Source organism: Nonomuraea roseoviolacea subsp. carminata, assembly GCF_024172185.1.
GTDB classification, from domain to species: domain Bacteria; phylum Actinomycetota; class Actinomycetes; order Streptosporangiales; family Streptosporangiaceae; genus Nonomuraea; species Nonomuraea roseoviolacea.
In genome coordinates this window covers 2493472-2513885 of record NZ_JAMZEC010000001.1, presented here as the reverse complement: position 1 = coordinate 2513885, position 20414 = coordinate 2493472, and the positions used below count along the sequence as shown (strand labels likewise).

16 protein-coding genes are annotated in these 20414 nt (G+C 72.6%); 6 read left to right on the top strand and 10 right to left on the bottom strand.

The window, feature by feature from the left end; translation table 11 throughout:
* Positions 1 to 5: 5 nt before the first annotated feature.
* Positions 6 to 2207 carry a serine/threonine protein kinase gene (locus tag HD595_RS11285; RefSeq protein WP_253768294.1) on the bottom strand — a complete coding sequence of 734 codons (2202 nt, stop codon included), beginning with the start codon at positions 2205 to 2207 and terminating at the stop codon, positions 6 to 8.
* A gap of 75 nt (positions 2208 to 2282) precedes the next feature.
* On the opposite strand from HD595_RS11285, the gene HD595_RS11280 reads away from it, so the two are divergent.
* Positions 2283 to 3821 carry a succinic semialdehyde dehydrogenase gene (locus tag HD595_RS11280; protein WP_253768292.1) on the top strand — a complete coding sequence of 513 codons (1539 nt, stop codon included), beginning with the start codon at positions 2283 to 2285 and terminating at the stop codon, positions 3819 to 3821.
* Between the two features lie 43 nt (positions 3822 to 3864).
* Positions 3865 to 4623, top strand: coding sequence for an MBL fold metallo-hydrolase (locus HD595_RS11275; RefSeq protein ID WP_253768290.1), 759 nt, complete (start codon positions 3865 to 3867; stop codon positions 4621 to 4623).
* Between the two features lie 47 nt (positions 4624 to 4670).
* On the opposite strand, the gene HD595_RS11270 is transcribed toward HD595_RS11275, so the two are convergent.
* The 3 genes from HD595_RS11270 to HD595_RS11260 all read right to left on the bottom strand — a co-directional run bounded on the left by HD595_RS11270 (position 4671) and on the right by HD595_RS11260 (position 6833).
* Positions 4671 to 5534 carry an SDR family oxidoreductase gene (locus HD595_RS11270; RefSeq protein WP_253768289.1) on the bottom strand — a complete coding sequence of 288 codons (864 nt, stop codon included), beginning with the start codon at positions 5532 to 5534 and terminating at the stop codon, positions 4671 to 4673.
* Between the two features lie 67 nt (positions 5535 to 5601).
* Entirely contained in the window at positions 5602 to 6345 is a 744-nt protein-coding gene (locus HD595_RS11265; RefSeq protein ID WP_253768287.1) for an N-acetyltransferase, read from the bottom strand.
* An 11-nt stretch (positions 6346 to 6356) separates the two neighbouring features.
* On the bottom strand, positions 6357 to 6833 hold the full coding sequence (locus HD595_RS11260) for an Lrp/AsnC family transcriptional regulator (protein WP_253768285.1): 477 nt from the start codon (positions 6831 to 6833) through the stop codon (positions 6357 to 6359).
* A gap of 270 nt (positions 6834 to 7103) precedes the next feature.
* On the opposite strand from HD595_RS11260, the gene HD595_RS11255 reads away from it, so the two are divergent.
* The 3 genes from HD595_RS11255 (at position 7104) to HD595_RS11245 (ending at position 10064) form a co-directional block, all read left to right on the top strand.
* Complete coding sequence (locus HD595_RS11255) at positions 7104 to 7943, top strand: SDR family NAD(P)-dependent oxidoreductase (RefSeq protein ID WP_253768283.1); 840 nt, start codon at positions 7104 to 7106, stop codon at positions 7941 to 7943.
* 99 nt (positions 7944 to 8042) lie between these two features.
* Complete coding sequence (gene guaA / locus HD595_RS11250) at positions 8043 to 9590, top strand: glutamine-hydrolyzing GMP synthase (RefSeq protein WP_253768281.1); 1548 nt, start codon at positions 8043 to 8045, stop codon at positions 9588 to 9590.
* 75 nt (positions 9591 to 9665) lie between these two features.
* Positions 9666 to 10064 (top strand): winged helix-turn-helix transcriptional regulator, encoded by a 399-nt coding sequence (locus HD595_RS11245; protein WP_253768279.1) that lies wholly within the window; start codon positions 9666 to 9668, stop codon positions 10062 to 10064.
* A 43-nt stretch (positions 10065 to 10107) separates the two neighbouring features.
* On the opposite strand, the gene HD595_RS11240 is transcribed toward HD595_RS11245, so the two are convergent.
* The 4 genes from HD595_RS11240 to HD595_RS11225 form a co-directional block, all read right to left on the bottom strand.
* Positions 10108 to 11703, bottom strand: coding sequence for an FAD-dependent monooxygenase (locus HD595_RS11240; RefSeq protein ID WP_253768277.1), 1596 nt, complete (start codon positions 11701 to 11703; stop codon positions 10108 to 10110).
* 92 nt (positions 11704 to 11795) lie between these two features.
* Positions 11796 to 12416, bottom strand: coding sequence for a TetR/AcrR family transcriptional regulator (locus tag HD595_RS11235; protein WP_253768276.1), 621 nt, complete (start codon positions 12414 to 12416; stop codon positions 11796 to 11798).
* Positions 12417 to 12471: 55 nt separating this feature from the next.
* Positions 12472 to 13992, bottom strand: coding sequence for a hypothetical protein (locus tag HD595_RS11230; RefSeq protein ID WP_253768274.1), 1521 nt, complete (start codon positions 13990 to 13992; stop codon positions 12472 to 12474).
* Positions 13993 to 14047: 55 nt separating this feature from the next.
* A complete protein-coding gene (locus HD595_RS11225) occupies positions 14048 to 14725 on the bottom strand; it encodes a polysaccharide deacetylase family protein (RefSeq protein ID WP_253768272.1) in 678 nt (225 codons plus the stop codon).
* Between the two features lie 207 nt (positions 14726 to 14932).
* Between HD595_RS11225 and rph the strand changes: the two genes are divergently transcribed.
* On the top strand, positions 14933 to 17545 hold the full coding sequence (gene rph / locus HD595_RS11220) for a rifamycin-inactivating phosphotransferase (protein WP_253768271.1): 2613 nt from the start codon (positions 14933 to 14935) through the stop codon (positions 17543 to 17545).
* Between the two features lie 3 nt (positions 17546 to 17548).
* Here the strand turns inward: rph and HD595_RS11215 are convergent, their stop codons facing one another.
* Together HD595_RS11215 and HD595_RS11210 are read right to left on the bottom strand one after the other, a co-directional pair.
* On the bottom strand, positions 17549 to 19135 hold the full coding sequence (locus HD595_RS11215) for an acyl-CoA reductase (RefSeq protein WP_253768269.1): 1587 nt from the start codon (positions 19133 to 19135) through the stop codon (positions 17549 to 17551).
* Positions 19132 to 20268, bottom strand: a complete 1137-nt coding sequence (locus HD595_RS11210; protein WP_253768267.1) for a LuxE/PaaK family acyltransferase — start codon at positions 20266 to 20268, stop codon at positions 19132 to 19134. Before HD595_RS11210 ends, HD595_RS11215 begins: the two co-directional genes overlap by 4 nt.
* Positions 20269 to 20414 lie beyond the last annotated feature (146 nt).

Sequence of the window (20414 nt, the reverse complement as noted above, 5' to 3'; positions counted from 1 at the left end):
CCGGTTCAGCCGCCCCTGCCGGGGTTGACGGTGAAGACCGGGCTGAAGTCGAGATCGTCCGGGACCTCCAGCAGCTTGCGCACCAGCCGGCCGTCGAACCCGACGACCTGGATCTGGTCGGTGGAGGCGTTGTCCTGCTCCCAGCAGTAGAGGTGCGTCTCGTCGAACCAGCCGAGCACCTTGTCGCAGTCGGAGGAGAACTTCCGCACGCGCTCGCCGGTGGCGGAGTCCCACACGCAGTGGTCGCCGTCGCCGCCGTCCGGGCACTTCGTCACGAACGCCTTGCCCGACGGCGAGAAGATGTCCTGCGTGCCGGACGCCAGCGAGCCGACGCCCGGAATGTCGCGCACGGTCTTGCCGGCGGCGTCGTAGAAGCGCAGCCCCTTGCCCGAGCCGTACAGGTTGACCACGCCGCGCTGCTCGGCGTCCCAGCCGAACCCGGTGGTGGGCGGGGCCTGGCCGCCCGGCAGCCGCACCACGCCGGCCTTGGCCTCGGCCACGTCCACCAGGACGAACCCCGGGTACAGCCAGTCCTCCTTGCCCTGGGCGTTCTTGGTCTCCTTCTCGATGTTGAGCAGCAGCTTGGAGCCGTCGCGCGACCATGCGCGGATGCTGCTGATCTGCGGCTTGCGCACGGTCTTGACCGTGGACGTCGCGCCCGAGGTGCGGTCGGTGATGATCACCGAGTCGTAGCCGTCGCCGGTGTACTTGCGGCCTCGCGTGGCGAGGTAGCGGCCGTCGGGGGAGACCAGCGTCTCCCAGTTGGCGCTGTACTTCTGGAAGGCGCTGCCGCGCAGCGTCTTCCGGGCGTAGTCGACCCAGTCGTCGGCCTTCTTGTCGTACACCTCGTACGAGGTGAGCGTGACCGGGTCGGCCGGCAGCTCGTACAGGGAGATGGAGCCGCCCGGCAGCCGCTTCCTGACCGGGGCCTGCGTGACCTGCTCCGACGGCGTGGCGGTCGAGCGCCGGGAGGAGCTCGTGGCCGAGGGCTTCGGCATGGCGGCCGTCGGCTTGCGCTGGGACACGATCACGGCGACGCCGGCCAGCAGGAGCAGCGTGACGGCCGCGGTCACGCCGACGATCACCGGGGCCCGGCTCTTGCGGCGCGGCGGCGAGCCGGGGGCCATCGGCGGCGGCGGGGTGGAGAAGCCGGGACCCGGCACCGGCCCCGACGGCGGTCCCTGCTGCGGGAAGGGGCCCCACGGCGGCGGCGCCTGCTGGAACCGGCCGCCCTGTCCCGCCTGCCCGTGCGCCGTGGGCTGACCCATCTGCCCCTGCGAGGCCACCTGCCCCGGCGAGGCCACCTGCCCCTGCGAGGCCACCTGCCCGTGCGAGGCCATCTGCCCCTGGGACCCCTGGCCGGCCTGCGCGAGGGGTGGCAGCGGCTGCCCCGTCTGGCCCGGCTGCTGGATGAGCCGCATGAGCACCTGCTCCGCCGTGGGCCGCCGCGCCGGGTCCTTGTCGAGGCACGCGGCCACCAGCTCGCGCAGCGGCCCGTCGAGGACCCCGAGGTCGGGCGGGTTGTTGAGCACCCGGTTGATCACGGCCGGCATCGTGTCGCTGCCGAACGGCGCCCGGGCCGACGCCGCGTACACCATGGTGCTCGCCCACGAGAACATGTCGGCGGCCGGTCCGGCCGGGTGGCCGAGGATCTGCTCGGGCGGCATGTACGACGGCGTGCCCACCGGCATGCCGCTGATCGTCGAGGTGGCGTTGAGCGCGCGGGCGATGCCGAAGTCGATGACCCGGGGCCCGTCGGCGCCGAGGATGACGTTGGCCGGCTTGACGTCGCGGTGGACGATGCCCGCCTGGTGGATGGCCGCCAGCGCGGTGGCCGTGCCGATCGCCAGCCGGTGCAGGGACGCCCCGGCGCGCGGCCCCTCCTCCTGCACGATCCGCTGCAGCGACGGCCCCTCGATGAACTCGCTGACGATGTACGGCCGGTCCTGCTCGACGCCCGAGCCGAGCACGGCGGCGGTGCAGAAGGGCGCGATGCGCTGGGCCACCTGTGCCTCGCGCAGGAACCGCTCGACGCTCACCCGGTCGGCCGCGAGGTCGTGGCGCAGCCACTTGACGGCGAACTGCGCTCCCGCGGGGTCCTTGGCCAGGTAGACGACGCCCTGGCCGCCTTCGCCGAGCCTGCCGGTGAGCTCCAGGCCCGCGAGCCGTAGCGGGTCGCCGGGTCTGAGCGGAGCGATGGAAGGCATGAGGGGATTGTGGCCCTTAGCCGTTCATCCGCAAAAACTACCGGTCGGTAGCAACTCCGGAATATCCTTCTGACCATGCACGTGACGACGCCTGAGCGCGTGACGACGGCCCACGTGACCTCCAGCGGGGAGACCCGGGAGATCAGCACGCCGTTCACCGGCGAACCCCTGGCCCGGGTGCCCCTCTCCACCGCCGACGACGTCAGCCGCGCCCACGCCCGGGCCCGCGCCGCCCAGGCGGAGTGGGCCGCGCGGCCGGTCGCCGAGCGGGTGCGCCCGTTCCTGCGGCTGCACGACGCGATCCTCGACCGCCGCTCCGAGGTCCTCGACATCCTGCAGGACGAGACGGGCAAGGCCCGCCGGCACGCCCTGGAGGAGGTGCTGGACGTCGCGGGCTGCGCGCTCTACTACGCCCGCCGCGCGCCGCGCCTGCTCGCCCCGCGCCGCCGGCAGGGCGTCTTCCCCGTGGCCACGCGGGTCAGCGAGCTGCGCGCCCCGAAGGGCGTGGTCGCGCTCGTCTCGCCGTGGAACTACCCGCTCTCCCTCGGCGTCACCGACGCCGTGCCCGCCCTCCTCGCCGGCAACGCGATCGTCCACAAGCCCGACACTCAGACCGCGCTGTCCACGCTGTGGACCATCGAGCTGCTGGTCGAGCTGGGCATGCCGCGCGAGATCTGGCAGGTCGTGCTCGGCGATCCCGCCGAGGTGGGCGAGGCGCTGCTCGACGGCGCCGACTACGTGGCCTTCACCGGCTCCACCCGCGGCGGCCGGAAGATCGCCGAGGAGGCCGCCAAGCGGCTCATAGGCTGCTCGCTGGAGCTCGGCGGCAAGAACCCGATGCTGGTCCTCGACGACGCCGACCTCGACCGCGCCGTCCAGGGCGCCGTGCGCGCCTGCTTCACCAACGCCGGCCAGCTCTGCCTGTCGATCGAGCGGCTGTACGTCCACGCGAGCGTCTTCGACGCCTTCGCCGAGCGTTTCGCCGCCCAGGCGCGCGGCATGCGACTGGCCGCGGGGCACGACTGGTCGGCCGACATGGGCTCGCTCACCTCGCGCCGCCAGCTCGACGCCGTCACCGCGCACGTGGACGACGCGCTGGCCAAGGGCGCCACCCTGCTGGCCGGCGGCCGGGCCAGGCCCGACGTCGGCCCGCTGTTCTACGAGCCGACCATCCTCACGGGCGTCACCGAGGACATGGACCTCTGCCGGGAGGAGACGTTCGGCCCGGTCGTCGCCCTGCGCCCGTTCACCTCCGACGACGAGGCCGTGGCGCTGGCCAACGACACCGTCTACGGGCTCAACGCCTCCATCTGGACCTCCGACCCGGCGCGCGGCCGCGCCCTGGCCGCCCGGGTGCGGGCCGGCACGGTCAACGTCAACGAGGGGTACGGCGCCGCGTTCGCCTCCTACGACGCGCCGATGGGCGGCATGAAGGCCTCCGGCCTCGGCCGCAGGCACGGCGCCGAGGGGCTGCTGCGCTACACCGAGGCGCAGACCGTGGCCGCGCAGGCGCCGTGGCTCGGGTTCGAGGCGCCGGGCGGCATGCCGTACGAGAAGTGGGCGGGTGTCCTGGCCACCACCCTCAAGACCATGCGCCGCCTGCGCCTGAAGTGACGCCCGGGGAATACCCGCCGCCCGCGCCGTGTCGTAGCCCAGCATGGAGATGCGTTATGTGGGCGGCCCCACGGCTGTGCTGGAGATCGGCGGCGTACGCCTGCTGACGGACCCGACCTTCGACCCGCCGGGTGACTACCCGATCGGGCAGCGGGTGCTCACCAAGACCGGCGGGCCGGCGTTCGGCCCGGACGAGGCGGGGCCGGTCGACGCAGTGCTCCTCTCGCACGACCACCATCCCGACAACCTGGACCGGGCCGGCCGCGCCTACCTCGCCGCCGCGCCGCTCGTGCTGTCCACCGCGTCCGCGGCCGAGCGGGTCGGCCCGCCCGTGCGCGCCCTGCCGAACTGGGAGCACGTCGAGCTGCCCCGCCCCGATGGCGGCGTGCTGCGGGTCACCGGCGTGCCCGCCCAGCACGGCCCCGACGGCAGCGAGCACCTCGTGGGCGAGGTCACCGGGTTCGCGCTGAGCGGCGACGGGCTGCCGACCGTGTACGTGAGCGGCGACAACGCCTCCCTCGACGTGGTGCGCGCCATCGCCTCCCGGCTCGGACCGGTGGACGTGGCCGTGCTCTTCGCGGGCGCGGCGCGCACCCCGCTGGTCGAGGGCGCGAACCTCACGCTGGCCGGTGACGACGTGGTCGAGGCCGCCGAGCTGCTGGGCGCCCGGCACGTGGTGCCGCTGCACTTCGAGCACTGGGCGCACTTCTCGCAGGGCCGCGACACGCTGGCCGCGGCGCTGACCCCGCTGGGCGAGCGGGCCCGTCTGCTCGCCCCCGGTGAGCGGTTCACCCTGTCCTGAGCGGTCCTGAGCGGTCCTGAGCGGGGCGCCGTCCTGAGCGCGGCGCCTCAGCCCGGGAGCGTCTCGCCGCCGATCGGCGCCAGGACCTCGCCCGTGTAGTACGACGAGAGCCGTTCCGACGCGAAGAACACGTACGACGGCGCGATCTCGTCGGGGTGCGCGGCACGCTCCATCGGCACCTGCTTGCCGAACGAGCCCACCTTCTCCTCCGGGAACGTGGCCGGGATCAGCGGCGTCCACACCGGCCCCGGCGCGACCGCGTTGACCCGGATGCCCCGGTCCACCAGGTTCTGCGCCATCGCGTAGGTGAACGCGTTGATCGCCCCCTTGGTGGCGGAGTAGTCGAGCAGCGTCTTGTTGCCGCGCAGCCCGTTGATGGACGAGGTGTTGATGATCGCGCCGCCCTCGCGCAGGTGCGCCAGCGCCGCCTTGGTGACGCGGAAGTAGCTGTGGATGTTGACCGCGAAGGTGTACTCCCACTGGTCGTCGCTCAGCTCCTCCAGCCCCTCCACGGGCTTCTGGAAGGCCACGTTGTTGACGAGGATCTCCAGGCCGCCGAGCTCCTGGACCGTCTGCTGCACGACCGACGCGCAGTGGTCGCGGTCGCTCAGGTCGCCGGGGAGCAGCACGCAGCGCCGCCCCTCCTGCTCGACGAGCTTGCGCGTGTGGTTGGCGTCCTCGTGCTCGGTCAGGTACGCGATGGCGACGTCGGCGCCCTCCTTGGCGAAGGCGACGGCGACGGCCCGGCCGATGCCGGAGTCACCGCCGGTGATCAGGGCGCGGCGGCCGGCCAGCAGGTCGCGCCCCACGTAGTCGCGCATCTCGTCGCGCGGTTCGGGCGCCATCTCGCCGCTGTGGCCCGGGTACGGCTGGGACTGCTCGGGTGGTGTGCTGTTGGATTGTTCGGCCATGCCGAGCGCTTGCCCCCGAGCGGCCGGGCCTAACGTCGCGCCCGCCTCCGGGTGCGACGTCGCGTCCTCAGGCGAGCGGGTGGCTGACCCACACGTTGGGCTCCACGTAGACGGCGTGATCGTGCGCGACGTCGCAGTGGACGGGCGTGAGGGCGCCGGGCACCTCGACCGGGCCGCTGCGGTCGAACGGCAGGCCGGTCCACGCGCGCCACTCCGCGAGCGATCCGGCGATCACCATCGAGCGGGACGCCACCCGCACGATCTTCCCGCCGGCCCGCACGTGGACCCGCAGCCACGCGTCGTGCGGCAGGCCGTCGGGGCGGGTGCGGAAGGCGTACTCCTCCATCGGGGTGTGCGGCTCCAGGTGCTTCTGGTTGGGCCGGACCGGCGCGACCAACTCGGAGAAGCCGAGCCGGGCGGCGTGCTCGCGCATCGCGGCGACCATCAGCGGCGACACCCCCGACCCGAGCCGGTCGCGGCGCACCGTGATCTCCAGGGCGCTGACGCGGTCGGTCTCGGCAGCCGAGTCGCGGGCGATCCGGCCGCGGCGGATGACCGTGTCCCAGCCGCCGTCGGGCAGCGGGTCGTCCTTGGAGGGGTACGGGATCATGCAGCCGCGCGCCACGAGCCGGCCGGGCTCGGCCTCGTCGTCGGCCACGAGCACGAAGTCGGCGAAGGTGCGCGTCGCGGCGGGGTAGAAGAAGTCGGCGACGGGGTCGTTCATCATGAACCCGGCCCACGCGTGGTCCATGTCCCAGAGCGTGGCGGCGAACTCGGGGCGCTCGGCGAGCGTGGTGATCCGCAATGGCATGCGGAACATTGTCACATCTCGGACGGCCGCTGCACGGGCTGATGCTCGGTCTTGAAGATCAGAGTCGTCTCCAGATGCACGATCTCCTGGCGTACCAGGAACTTCTCCAGCACCAGCCGGTGCAGGTGGTCGGCGTCGGCCACCGCGACGTGGACGAGGAGGTCCTGCGGCCCGGCCACGTGGAACAGCGTGATCGTCTCCGGCAGCGCCAGCACGAACGCCCGCAGCGGATCGACGAGCCGGCTGGCGTGCGGCCGTACGCGCAGGGCGAGCAGCGCCTGGAGCGGACGGCCGAGCCGCGCGGTGTCGACCGTCGCGCGGAAGCCGGTGATGACGCCCCGGCGGCGCAGCGAGCGCACCCGCTCCAGCGAGGTGGAGGGGGCCACGCCGAGCCGTTCGGCGAGCTCCTTGTTGGGCAGCCGCGCGTCGTTCTGCAACTCGGCGAGGATCGCCAGGTCGATCGAATCCAGTGCGGCGTCATGCTTCATGCGCGGCCTCCCGTTCGGGGAGGGTAGCCGTTCGCCGACGGATCGACCACCGACGCCCGGCATGCGGACAACCGGCGGAATGGCGCCCCCGGAGTATTGCGCAATGGCGAAGGCTTTTCCCTTCGCGTCATGCCGCGCTTTTCCGCCGCTCGGGGATTGTTCCTTTTGATGGTGAGAATGGTGCACTCATAAAGTTGGAGATTCTATGAAATGCACTGGACTGACCGGTGAGTTGCTGTAGCGTTCTGGTCGAGTGCTAGGGAGGATTCGGTGCGGGAACTCTCCGGCAAGGTCGCGGTGGTCACGGGTGCGGCGAGCGGCATCGGCCGGGCGCTGGCCGTCCGATTCGCGAGCGAGGGCATGTCCCTGATGCTGGCCGACGTCGATCCCGGCGGGCTCGCCGAGACGGCGACGCTGGCGGGTGACACGAAGGTGCTCACGCAGATCACCGACGTCTCCGACGAGGCCGCCGTGCTCCACCTGGCCGACCGGACCTTCGGCGAGCTGGGCGCCGTCCATCTGCTGTGCAACAACGCGGGCGTCTACCAGGGCGGCCACCTGTGGACCCGTACCCGCGAGGACTTCACCTGGGTGCTCGGCGTCAACCTGTGGGGCGTGCTGCACGGCATCAACGCGTTCGTCCCCCGCATGATCGAGCAGGACACCGAGGGCCACATCGTCAACACGGTGTCGGTGGCCGGCCTGTTCGCCGGGCCGCACGCGGGCGGCTACGCCGTCAGCAAGTACGCCGCGTTCGCCGCCTCCCAGGCGCTCGCCCACGACCTCGTCGCCTCGGGCTCCAAGCTCCGCGTCACCGCCCTGTGCCCCGGCGCGGTCCGCACGCGCATCAACCGGTCCGGGCGCGTACGCCCGTTCGACCTGACCGTCGCGCCCAGCCCCGACGAGCTGGAATCCCAGGAGCGGGTGGACGCCGGCGTCGCGGGCGGCATGGACCCGGCGCGGGTCGCCGACATGGTCGTCGACGCCGTGCGCGAGGAGCGCTTCCTCCTCCTCACCCACCCGGAGTACGGCGGGAGCATGCGCCGGCAGACCGAGACCCTGCTGTCCGGCGGCCTTCCCACGCTGCGCGGGGTGGCGCGGGAGGCGTGACCCGGACAGGGGCGTGACCAGCGGGGGCGGCCGGTCGGGGCCGAACGCGGCCTGCCGATAGACTGGTGACACCGCATTCGCCTCTGGGGGGTTTCTTCGGTGTCTGAGTTCGACACAGTTCTCGTGGTCGACTTCGGCGCGCAGTACGCGCAGTTGATCGCGAGGCGGGTGCGCGAGTGCCACGTCTATTCCGAGATCGTCCCCTCGACCATGCCGGTCGAGGAGATGCTGGCCAAGCGGCCCAAGGCGATCATCCTGTCCGGCGGTCCCTCGTCGGTCTACGCCGACAACGCGCCGGCCGTCGCCGACGGCCTGTTCGACACGGGCGTGCCCACGTTCGGCATCTGCTACGGCTTCCAGGCGATGGCGCGCGCGCTCGGCGGCGAGGTCGCCCGCACCGGTGTCGCCGAGTACGGCGGCACCCAGCTCGACGTGCTGTCCGAGGGCGTCATCTTCGCCGGCCTGCCCGCCGTGCAGAAGGTGTGGATGTCCCACGGCGACAGCGTCAAGGCCGCCCCGGCCGGCTTCCAGGTGACCGCCTCCACGCGCGAGACCCCGGTCGCCGCCTTCGAGCACCGCGAGCGCGGCCTGTACGGCGTGCAGTTCCACCCCGAGGTGCTGCACTCCGAGCACGGCCAGGCGGTGCTCAAGCACTTCCTGGAGGCGGCCGGCTGCCGCCCCACCTGGACCATGCTCAACATCGTCGAGGAGTCCGTCGAGGCGGTGCGCAAGCAGGTCGGCGACGGCCGGGCCATCTGCGCGCTGTCCGGCGGCGTCGACTCCGCCGTGGCCGCCGCCCTGGTCCAGCGCGCCATCGGCGACCGGCTGACCTGCGTCTTCGTCGACCACGGGCTGCTGCGCAAGGGCGAGGCCGAGCAGGTCGAGCGCGACTTCGTGGCCGCCACGGGCGTCAAGCTGCGCGTCGTCGACGCCGCCGACCGCTTCCTCAAGGCGCTGGAGGGCGTCAGCGACCCCGAGGAGAAGCGCAAGATCATCGGACGCGAGTTCATCCGCGTCTTCGAGGACGAGCAGCGCGCCATCATGGCCGACGGCCCGGTCGACTTCCTGGTGCAGGGCACCCTCTACCCCGACGTCGTCGAGTCGGGCGGCGGCACCGGCACCGCCAACATCAAGTCCCACCACAACGTCGGCGGCCTGCCCGAGGACCTCCAGTTCACGCTGGTCGAGCCGCTGCGCACCCTGTTCAAGGACGAGGTGCGCCGCGCCGGCGAGGAGCTCGGCCTGCCCGCCGCCATGGTGTGGCGCCAGCCGTTCCCCGGCCCCGGCCTCGGCATCCGGATCGTCGGCGAGGTCACCCGCGAGCGGCTGGAGCTGCTGCGCGAGGCCGACGCGATCGCCCGCGAGGAGCTCTCGCGCGCCGGCCTCGACCGCGACATCTGGCAGTGCCCGGTGGTGCTGCTCGCCGACGTCCGCTCGGTCGGCGTCCAGGGCGACGGCCGCACCTACGGCCACCCGGTCGTGCTGCGCCCCGTCACCTCCGAGGACGCGATGACGGCCGACTGGGCGCGTGTGCCGTACGACGTGCTGGCGCGCATCTCGACCCGCATCACCAACGAGGTCCGCGAGGTCAACCGGGTGGTGCTCGACGTGACGAGCAAGCCGCCGGGCACCATCGAGTGGGAGTGACGGCGAGCCCCGGCGACCGCCGCGTGACGGCGGCCTCCGGCGGCGGCTCGTGACGGCGGCCTCCGGCGGTGGCTCATGACGGCGAGCCCCGGCGGCGGCTCGCCGGACGGGCCCGGCTCCGGCTCGATCCCGGCGCGCGACCTCCTCGACCGGGTCTCCGGCCATGGGGCGATCCAGGTCATCCTGGCCGCCTCGGACGGCCCGATCCGGTTCACCGACCTGGAGCGGGCGGTCGAGGGCGTCAGCCGGCGCATGCTCACCCTCACGCTGCGCCACCTGGAACGTGACGGGCTGCTGGAGCGCCGGGTCTATCCGACGGTCCCGCCGGAGGTCGAGTACCGGGCCACGCCGATGGCGCTGGAGCTGCGCGAGGCGCTGCTCACGCTGACCGACTGGGCGCGGCGGCACGGAGCGGGTGTGGCGTCCGCGCACCGGAGCTACGACGCCCGCCAGTCCGCCGCCACGTCCACCTGACCCACGCCGGTCGGACGAGGAGGCCCGCCCCTACCGGAGAACCTCAGGTCGCGGAGCCGAACCAGCGGGTGAGGGCCGTGCGCAGCGTCCCCAGCTCGCCCTCGTCCGGCTCCGGCGAGGACGACGCCCAGGCCACGTACCCGTCCGGGCGCACCAGCAGCGCGCTCACCCCGTGCGAGGAGCCGGAGCAGCGCCCCGTGACGATGTGGACCCGGTCCTGCCGGCCGGACGCCTCCTTGGCCGCCGCCGCGTCCCCCGTGAAGTCCAGCAGCAGGGGCCGGGCCGCCCGGGCCAGCTCGGCGAGCCGCACCGCGCCGCCGTCCACCTCGATCGTCAGGTCCGGCGCGAAGCGGCCGGCCAGCGGATGCGCGTCCGCGCTCCCCATGTCGTAGCGGACGTCGGACCCGGCCATCGTGGCGGCGATGTGGCGCGCGTTGCCGGGATCGCGCAGCAGCTCGCCGAAGAGCACGCGCAGCGCGGTGGTCTCGGCGCCGGGCGCGATGAGCGCCGACTGCGCCTGCGTGTGCATGACGACCCGCTCGGCCGCCGGCCTGCGCTCGCTCTCGTACGTGTCCAGCAGCTCCTCGGACGCCTGCCCCCGGACGACGGCCGCCAGCTTCCAGCCCAGGTTGACCGTGTCCTGGAGGCCCAGGTTCAGCCCGGGGCCGCCGATCGCGCTGTGCACATGGGCGGCGTCGCCCACCAGCAGCACCCGACCGGCGCGGTACCGGTCGGCCAGCCGCGTGTTGCCGCCGGTCAGCAGGCGCAGCAGGTGCGGGCCCTCGCCCTCCGGCGGCAGGAAGGGCAGGTCCACGCCGAGCACCCGGCGCACGCTCTTCCGCAGCTCGTCCAGGGACATCGGCGGCGGCTCGCTCCGGTCGGAGCCGCCCCACTCCATGGTGGTCAGTATCGCGGGGCGGCCGGGGAAGGGGGCGTACGCGATCAGGCCGTGCTCGGTGCGATGGTGCATGAACGGCGGGACGACGCCGTAGCCGGGAACGTCGAGCCCGCCGGTGGCGGGGTCGATCAGTGACTCGGGAATGGCCACGTGCGCGGATCGGGAGATCGTGTCGTCCCTGGTCACGCCGGGGAAGCCGATGCCGCACAGCTTGCGCGCGAGGCTCCGGCCGCCGTCGGCGCCGACCAGGTAGCGGGCGCGCAGCCGGTACGGGCCGCCGGGCCCCGCGATCTCGGCCGTGACGCCCTCCGCGTCCTGCGACAGGCCGGTCAGCTCGTGTCCCCGGCGGATCTCGGCGCCGAGCTCGGTCGCGCGTTCCTCCAGGGCCCGCTCCACACGGCGCTGCGGCACCCCGAGGATGTGCAGCGGGTTGTCCTCGACCGCGCTCAGGTCCAGCGGCAGGGCGCCGAACACGAAACCGGGCACGGGCCGGGGCGGCTCCGCGCTGCCGGTGAGGCGCTCGTGCAGGCCGCGGTGGTCGAGCACCCGCACCACCTGGCCGACCAGGCCGTTGGCGCGGTTCTCCTCGGCGCGCGCGGTCAGCCGCTCCAGGACCACGGGGCGCGCCCCGGCCAGGCTGAGCTCGCAGGCCAGCATGAGCCCGTTCGGGCCGCCGCCCGCGATGAGGACGTCTGTGCTGCTGTCGTCTGTGCTGCTTTGGGGGGAGGTGTCCGTGCTCATGGCGATCCTCCTGATCGTCGCAAGGGCATGACGCATCGGCCCGGCGGCGCCGGGCTTCGTACGATGTGGGATCTTGTGAGTTTGTGGCGGGGCTACGGGGCGGTGAGTCCGGCGGCGAGCCGGCCGAACGCCTCGCGGATCAGCTCCTCCATGGGCGCGTCAGGGGTGTGCATCCGCTGCCGGGTGACCGCCGAGATGGCCGCGCCGATGGCGCCCGCGACGAGCCCGGGGTACAGGTCGGTGGTGACGTCGGTGCCCGTGCGCTCGGCGATCACCTCGGCGAACTCGGCCTCCGCGGCCATGTACGCCTTGGCGAACTCGGCCTGCAACGCCGGCTCGCCGAGCATCACCCTGAGCCCCGCCGCCCGCTCGTCGGACGTATCACCCTGCGGGTCGAGGCCGAGCGCGAACTGGGAGAGCGCCGCGTCGGTGATGGCATCCCACAGCGGTTTGTCGGCCGGCTGTGCGCGCAGCTCGGCCGCGATCGCGTGGGCCCGCTCGACGTGCCGGGCCGCGATCGCCTCTCCCTTGCTGGAGAAATAGTTGTTGAAGGTACGAGGGGAGACGCCCGCCGCGGCGGCGATGTCCTCCACGCGTACGTTGTCCCACCCGCGCTCCACGGTGAGCTGGATGGCGGCCCAGCTCAGCGCGATGCGCGTCTCTCGCTTCTTGCGTTCACGCAGACCCGTGCGCTCACGATCGTCACTTCCCACGATCTCCACGATACATAATCTTGCGGGCTAGGCAAATATGCGGAGTCCGCAAAATTTATTCGTTGTCTGGGAGCGCGTCGGAGCGCTCGGTGGGTTCGGCGGGCTCGGCGCTCTCGGGTGTTTCAGCGCTCTCCGGCGGTCCGGCGCTCCCGGCCGGTTCGGCGGCCGGTCGCCTCCTCCCGAGCAGCCCCCGTACCAGGCTGCCGACCAGCAGCGGCAGCATGAGCATCCCGACGAAGATCGGCGTGGCCATGTACCGGTAGTCCTGCGCCGAGATGTTGGCCAGCACCGCGAGCTGCTGCCCGGCCACCACCGCCACCACCGCCGGCACGTACCTGTTGCGCAGCGCCCACGCCGCCAGCCCCGCCGCGACGTACGCCAGGTACGCCCACGTCGCGCCCCGCCACAGCCACCAGTCGTAGCCCGGCTCGGCCGTGGTCACCAGCCACGAGTCGGCCACCCGGTGCAGGTGCTCCGACTTCGGCCGCAGCGAGAACATCCACCGCTGCGGGTAGTCGGGCACCTTGTTCGGGCCGACGTACGTCTCGGCGCTCGGCCGGCGCGAGAAGTGGTACGTCTGCCCGCCCACGGCCCAGGCGTCCTCCACCGGGTTCCAGGCGATCGAGCCCCGGCACAGGCGGGCGTCCACGACGTCCAGGGGCCGCTGCGTGAGCAGCCGCCGCCACAGGTCCAGCAGCTCGCCGGCGTGCCGGTCGGCCTGCTGCCAGCTGAAGTCGCGCCGCCAGATCAGCGGGTTGATCGTGTAGCAGGTGCCGCCCTCGCTCCACCGCGACAGGGGGGCGACGGAGGTCATGAGCGTCCGGTCGCGGTCGCCGAACAGCTCCGGGTGCTCCCGGTAGAGGACCGCGATGTCGCCGAACGCCGTGTGGTAGACGTACGTCTTCGACGGGGCCTCGATGCCCACGCGCGGCAGCACGAGGTTCGTCAGCAGCAGCGGCACCGCCGCCGCGACCAGCCCGGTCACCGCCAGCCGTACCCGCGCGCCCTTCACCACGACCAGCAGCACGACCACGGCGACGCCCACGATGAGGAAGCCGTTCGCCCGGAACAGCCCGAGCGCCAGCATGAGCGCCCCGAGGCCCGCCAGCCGCCACGCGGTGACGCGCCGGGCCGCCGCGAGGCCCGCGCAGGACGCCGCGATCGCGACCGCGCACAGCGTGAACGGCACGTCCTTCCACAGCGCCACCGAGAACGCCCCCACCGGAGGCAGGAACGGCAGCAGCACGGCCACGGCCGTCGTCGCCAGCCGAGGAGCGCCGAGCGCCTTCAGCGCGGCGGCCAGGTAGGCGAGGGTGGCGGCCATGGCGGTCGTCTGCAGCAGCGTGACCGCGCCGATGTCGCCGGTCAGGCGCACGCTCAGCCACAGCAGCGCGTCGTAGGTCACCGAGTGGTCGCTCACCCACGGGCCGACCATGGTGTGGCTCAGGTACAGCACCGAGTCGCGGCTGAACAGGCCCGGATAGTACGCGAGCCACCAACCCACGAGCACGGCCTGGATGGCGAGGAAGGTCGCGAGCGTCGCCCAGCGCGATGGCTTCGCGGTCTCCGTCAGCATGTGCTCCCAATCCCGGCTGCCGGGGCCGGCGCCCCGACCTGCTTACTACCGCGAACTAGGGAAAACTCACACCCGCGTCCGGCGTCCTGCCGCCGAGCAGGGTGGGGACGGTCACCAGGTGGTAGCCGCGCTTCTTCAGCTCCTTGATGATCGCCGGCATGGCCTGGACCGTCTGCGGGACCGTGTCGTGCATGAGGATCACGCCGTTGCGCTTGGCGAGCCGCAGCACCGTCGCCTTGATCTTCGCTGAGTCGCGCAGCTTCCAGTCGAGCGTCGTGCCCGTCCACAGCACCTGCGAGAGGTCCTGGGAGCCGGCGAGCCCCAGCACCCGGTCGTCGGTATGCCCGTACGGGGGCCGGAACATCCGCGGCCGGCGGCCGGTCACTCCCTGGATGGCGTCCTGGGTGAGCCGGATCTCGTCGATGATCTCCTGGTCGAGCAGGGTCGGCAACGAGGGGTGCGAGTAGGTGTGGTTGCCGATCGCGTGCCCCTCGGCCATGGTCCGCCTGACGACCTTCGGGAGCTCCTCCACGTGCTTGCCCATGAGGAAGAACGTGGCCGGCACGTGCTCGCGCTTGAGCACGTCCAGCAGGGTGCCCGTGTGCTTGCCCGGACCGTCGTCGAAGGTCAGCGCGAGGCAGGTCACCTTCGCGCAGTTGACCCGCGCCTTCGCCCCCGCGGCCGGGGCGCCGCTCATCACCAGTGACGTCACCAGTAAGCCGTGAATCAGCACAAGGGCCACCTTATGGCCAAACCCCGTGCCCCGCGTGCGCCCGCGCCCTCCCCGCCACTTTCAACGTATAGCGGGGTGGGGGGCTTGCGGCAAGACCCGGGTCGTACCGCAGAATCACCCACCGGAACGGACGCCGTCGACATCAACAGCATCACGCGCGATGTGATGACGTACATGGGGGAAACAGTGGTTGACACGGACAGCAGTGTGACGACGCCCTTCTCGCTCGGTCGCTACGTGCTGGACTTCGAGGAGATCGACCGGAGCCGGCTCGCGGTCGTCGGGGGGAAGGGCGCGAACCTGGGGGAGCTCGCCCGGATCGACGGCATCCACGTGCCGGCCGGCTACTGCGTGACGACGGACGCCTTCCGGCGGACCATGGCGGACGCGCCGTCGCTGGACGACCGGCTCGACCGGCTGTCGCGCCTGGGCCCGGACGACCGGGACGCGATCGCCGCGCTCAGCGCCGAGATCCGCGAGGTCGTCGAGCGGATCCCCGTCCCCGACGACGTGGCGGAGGCGATCACTCGCCCGCTCGCCCGCCTGAACGAGAAGACCGCCTACGCCGTCCGGTCCAGCGCCACGGCCGAGGACTCGCCGACGGCCTCCTTCGCGGGCCAGCACGACACGTACCTGAACGTCGTGGGACCCGCGGCGATCCTCGAACACGTCAGATCGTGCTGGGCCTCGCTCTTCACCGAGCGAGCCGTGACCTACCGCCTGCGGAACGGCTTCGACCATCGCAAGGTCACCATGGCCGTGGTCGTGCAGCGGATGGTCGCGCCGGACGCGTCCGGCATCCTGTTCACCGCCGACCCCGTCACGTCGAACCGGAAGGTCTCCAGCGTGGAGGCCGGCTTCGGCCTCGGCGAGGCCCTGGTCTCCGGTCTGGTGAACGCCGACGTCTACAAGGTGCGGGACGGCGAGGTCGTCGACAGGACGGTCGGCGCCAAGCACCTGGCCATCCTCGCTTCGCCGGACGGCGGGACGCGGCGGCAGGCGATCGAGCCGGAGTCCCAGCGGCGGCCGGCGCTGACCGATGCGCAGGTCGTGCGGCTCACGCGGCTGGGCCGGCGGATCGAGGCGCACTTCGGCCGGCCCCAGGACATCGAGTGGTGCCTGGTCGACGGCGACTTCCAGATCGTGCAGAGCCGGCCGATCACGACGCTGTTCCCCATCCCGGAGGCCGGCGACGGAGGTGACCACGTCTACGTCTCCGTCGGTCACCAGCAGATGATGACCGACCCGATGAAGCCTTTGGGCCTGTCCGTCTGGCAGCTCACCACGCCACGGCCGATGGCCGAGGCCGGCGGGAGGCTGTTCGTCGACGTCACCGCGGGCCTGGCGTCGCCGGCCGGCCGCGACGCACTCCTGGAGACCCTGGGAAGGTCCGATCCGCTGATCAAGGACGCGCTGGAGACCGTCCTCGACCGCGGCGACTTCGTCCCGCAGCCGCCGGAGGACGGCGCCGGCGGGCCGCCCGCCGGTGGCGCGCCGGCGCCGGTCGAGACCGATCCGGCCATCGTCGAGGAGCTGATCGCGCGCAGCCGGGCGTCCCTGGCCGCCGTCGGACGCGACATCAAGCGCAAGCACGGATCGGACCTGTTCGACTTCATCCTGGAGGACCTCCAGGAACTCCAGCGGCTCCTGTTCGAGCCGCGGAGCCTCCAGGTGATCGTGGCGGCGATGGAGGCGGCGTGGTGGCTCAACCGGGAGCTGCGCACGTGGCTGGGCGAGGAGAACGCGGCCGACGTCCTCACCCAGTCCGTCCCCGACAATGTCACCTCGGAGATGGGACTCGCGCTCCTGGACGTCGCGGATGCGATCCGCCCACATCCGGAGGTGGTGGCCTTCCTGCGGGACGTCGAGGACGACGATTTCCTCGACCGGCTGCCCGAACTCGCGGGCGGGCGCGAGGCGCGCGACGCGATCCGGGCCTACCTCGACAAGTACGGCATGCGCTGCGTCGGTGAGATCGACATCACGCGGCCGCGCTGGAGCGAGCGCCCCACCACCCTCGTGCCCGTGATCCTCGGCAACATCGACAACGCCGAGCCCGGCGCCGGCCGGCGGCGCTTCGAGCACGGGCGGCAGGAAGCGCGGAAGAAGGAACAGGAGCTGCTGGAGCGCCTGCGGGCCCTGCCGGACGGGGAGCGCAAAGCCGACGAGACCAAGGCGATGATCGACCGCCTGCGGACCTTCGCCGGGTACCGGGAGTATCCCAAGTACTTCAAGGTCAGCCGCTACTTCCTCTACAAGCGGGCGCTGCTGGAGGAGGCCGATCGCCTCGTGCGGGCCGGCGCGCTCCGAGACCGGGAGGACGTCTTCTACCTCAGGTTCCAGGAGTTTCACGACGCCGTACGCACCGGACAGGTCGATGACGGGCTCATCCGCCGGCGCAAGCAGGAGTTCGGCGCGTACCAGGCGCTCACGCCGCCCAGGGTGCTCACCTCGGACGGCGAGGCCGTCGCCGGGTCCTACCGGCGCCAGGACGTGCCGGCCGACGCCCTGGCCGGCCTGCCGGTGTCGGCCGGGACCGTCGAGGGACGCGCCCGCGTCATCCTGGACATGACCGAGGCCGATCTCGAAGCGGACGACATCCTGGTCACCGCGTACACCGATCCGAGCTGGTCGCCCGTGTTCGTGAGGATCAAGGGCCTGGTGACGGAGGTGGGCGGCCTGATGACGCATGGCGCGGTGATCGCCCGGGAGTACGGCCTGCCGGCGGTCGTGGGGGTGGAGCACGCCACCCGGCTGATCCGTGATGGGCAGCGGATCAGGGTGAACGGGACGAACGGGTACGTCGAGATCCTGCCCTAGCGCTCACCGGACGGTGATCAGGCGGGAGAGTTCGGCCGGCAAATCGACGCCGTCCCACACCCGGTGGAACCCCAGCGCGTTCCCGATCGGCACGATCCTGTCCACCCCGCGCCCGCCGAGCGCCCGAGCCAGCCCGGCCAGCTCATCGCGGTCGAACCCGAAGTGCGTCAGCGTCTGATCCTTCCGACGCGCCACGTCCGCCAGCTCATCGAGCGAGCCGATCCGGGCGTGCGCGAACGTCCCCGTGCCGAGCCACCGCCGCGGGATCGCGCCGGGCGACGTCAGGATCACCTGGGCCAGGACGTTCCCATGGAACTCGACCGCGTCCGCCACACCGTCGGCCGCCAGCCCGTACGCGGCCACCCGCTTCTCGACGGCCATCGCCGTGCCCACCGTCCACCCGCGCCGGGCCACGGCCTCCGCCAGGCAGGCGGCGAACCCGTCGCGGGCCATGGCGCACTCGATGGGGGAGCCCACCCAGAAGACGGTGCCGGGGGAGGAGCAGGCGGCCTGGTCGAACCAGTACGCGTCGATCGCGAACCTGTCGGCCACCGTCTCCCGCGTCACGGGCGTCGCCTCCAGCCACGCCCGCGCGCGTATCACCGCGAACGACGACCGGTCGGGGAAGGTGAGGTCACGCGCGTGGGGGGCCAGCGGGTGCCGGCGGATCTCGTTCACGGTACGGTCGCCGCCCCAGATCACCCGCAGGTCGCACGCCGCCGACAGCACCGCGGTGGGCCCCGCCGCACCCCCGGAACCGGCGTCGGCGGGGGCGACGGGCTCGGGGTGCGTGACGGGGCTGGTCCGGGGCGGCTTGCCGGAGTGCTCGCCCTGATGGTGATCGCTGGAAGCGTGATGGCCGGGGGAGGCGTGTTCGAGCTGCTTGTGGGGCGGCTCGACAGGGATCCTGCGAGCGCCTGGCCTGGGGTGGCCGTAGGAGACGATGCGCTGGGTGCGGGCCACGACGGGATCGGCGTCGTCGAGCGCGTCCCGCATGATCGTGAGGATCGCCTGGGCCGTGCCGCCCGCGCGTGCCGACAGCCGGACGACGTTGCGGTTGCCCATGAGGGCGGAAAGGGCCCAGGAGTAGACGAAGACGGTGTCGACGTTCGCCGGAGCGACATGGAACACCAACCCGCGCGGCACCCGCACGAACTCCCCGGCCCCGCCTACTCCCGCCGCGCCGGGCAGCGAGCCCGCCGCGCCGGGCAGTGGGCCCGCCGCTCGCTCCAGCTCGCTCCGCCGCAGGAAGAATCCCAGGGACGCCAGCTCGGGATGCCGCCGCGCCACCTCGGGCGCCCGCAACCTCCGCCCGACGTCCACGAGGAACGCCCGTACCCGCTCGTCGCCCACGACCAGCCTCGGCGCGGCGGCCATGTCGTCAAGCAGCTCCCACAGGCCGACGGTCCCCTCGAAGGGAAACCGCACGTCCACGGTCTCCTCCGATCGTGATCGCGCGCCGGCGCCGCCGTCGGAGTGAGGTCGCGCGCCGTGATTCCCCTCGGCGCCGCGCGGCCCGATCCCGGCGAGCACGGCCGCGCCGACCTTGGCCTGAACCCGCGCGGGCGCGGGCTCGTCGCCGCCCGTCATGCGGCCGCCGTCCCGTCCGCGGCGTCACCGCCTTCACCCGCCTCATGAGACGCCGGCTTCCGCACGCTGTCACCACGCTCGGCCGCTGTGGAGGACAGCGCCCCGCCCATCGGTGCGCCCATCGTGTCGCTGCACCCTCGCGCCTCCGCGTGCGGCAGCCGGCCCAGCACGGAGAAACGCTTGCCCGGCCAGGTGCCGTCGTCCACCCCGTGGACCACACCCAGGTCCTCGGTCAGCAGCACGTGCCCCGGGTACGACGTCGGCAGCGTGCTGACCACCTCGATCAGCCCCGGCACGCCCGGCGGCGCCTCCTGCCACGTCTCCGGGTCGCGGATCACCACGTCGGCGAAGTCCGGGCAGTACAGCCCGTCTCCCTCCGGACCCTCCAGGAAGATCGTGCCGATCTGCTCCACCATGCCGTAGAAGTCGTGGACGCGGGTCAGCCCGCACTCGCTCGCCAGCCGCCCGCGGAACTCCGCCGCGCCCACCGCCAGGTCGGCCAGCTTCTTCCACCCGCCGGAGTGGATCAGCACACCGCGCGACAGGTCGAGCCCCAGCTCGCGCAGGTGCAGCCATACCATGAACGTGAACCCGAAGATCAGGAACGGCCCGCCGCCGTGACGCGCCAGGAACGCCCTCACCGCCGCCGCGTCCACCTCGCCGCCGTCGTCCAGCACGAAGGTGTGGTCGCGGCCGAGGTTCATCATGCCGAGCACTCCGGCGCCGCGCGCGCTCAGTGTGGTGGCGCGTACGACCGAGCGGGTGTCCACGATCAGCATGGGCAGCCGCCGCTCGCCCAGCACCTCCCGGAGCGTCGCCGCCAGCATGCGCGGCTGCGCCGCCGCGGCCTTCCGGTCGAGGTGGACCCGGCTGGGCCGTTGCCCGGTCGTGCCGCTGGAGGTGAGGACCCGGAACACCTCCTCCTTGGGGACGCTGCGCAGTTCGTGCGTCTTGAACATCCGCACCGGCAGCCACGGCAGCTCCGCCACGCGCTCGTACGGCCCGTGCGACCCGATCGCCGCCAGGATCCGCCCGTACGGCGGGCAGGCATGCCGGTGCCGCTCGGTCAGCTCGGCCAGCCGCGGCGCCAGCGTCCACTCCCGCTCGTCCGCCGTCAGGGTGAAGACGCTCATGAGGTCTCCCCGCACCCTGGGCGAACGGCGGTCTCCCGGTGTCTTGGGCAGACGGTGTCCTCCCGCCGCCTTGGAGAGACGGTGGCCTCCCCGCGCCTTGAGGAGACGGCGGTCTCCCCGCGCCCTGAGGAGACGGCGGTCTCCAC

Bases quoted from the DNA above. Each gene is read 5' to 3' on its own strand.
- HD595_RS11275 (WP_253768290.1), top strand. From the start codon at position 3,865: ATGGAGATGCGTTATGTGGGCGGCCCCACGGCTGTGCTGGAGATCGGC.
- HD595_RS11210 (WP_253768267.1), bottom strand. From the start codon at position 20,268: ATGAGCGTCTTCACCCTGACGGCGGACGAGCGGGAGTGGACGCTGGCG.
- HD595_RS11280 (WP_253768292.1), top strand. From the start codon at position 2,283: ATGCACGTGACGACGCCTGAGCGCGTGACGACGGCCCACGTGACCTCC.
- HD595_RS11260 (WP_253768285.1), bottom strand. From the start codon at position 6,833: ATGAAGCATGACGCCGCACTGGATTCGATCGACCTGGCGATCCTCGCC.
- HD595_RS11215 (WP_253768269.1), bottom strand. From the start codon at position 19,135: ATGACGGGCGGCGACGAGCCCGCGCCCGCGCGGGTTCAGGCCAAGGTC.
- HD595_RS11265 (WP_253768287.1), bottom strand. From the start codon at position 6,345: ATGCCATTGCGGATCACCACGCTCGCCGAGCGCCCCGAGTTCGCCGCC.
- HD595_RS11270 (WP_253768289.1), bottom strand. From the start codon at position 5,534: ATGGCCGAACAATCCAACAGCACACCACCCGAGCAGTCCCAGCCGTAC.
- HD595_RS11240 (WP_253768277.1), bottom strand. From the start codon at position 11,703: ATGAGCACGGACACCTCCCCCCAAAGCAGCACAGACGACAGCAGCACA.
- HD595_RS11230 (WP_253768274.1), bottom strand. From the start codon at position 13,992: ATGCTGACGGAGACCGCGAAGCCATCGCGCTGGGCGACGCTCGCGACC.
- HD595_RS11285 (WP_253768294.1), bottom strand. From the start codon at position 2,207: ATGCCTTCCATCGCTCCGCTCAGACCCGGCGACCCGCTACGGCTCGCG.
- HD595_RS11245 (WP_253768279.1), top strand. From the start codon at position 9,666: ATGACGGCGAGCCCCGGCGGCGGCTCGCCGGACGGGCCCGGCTCCGGC.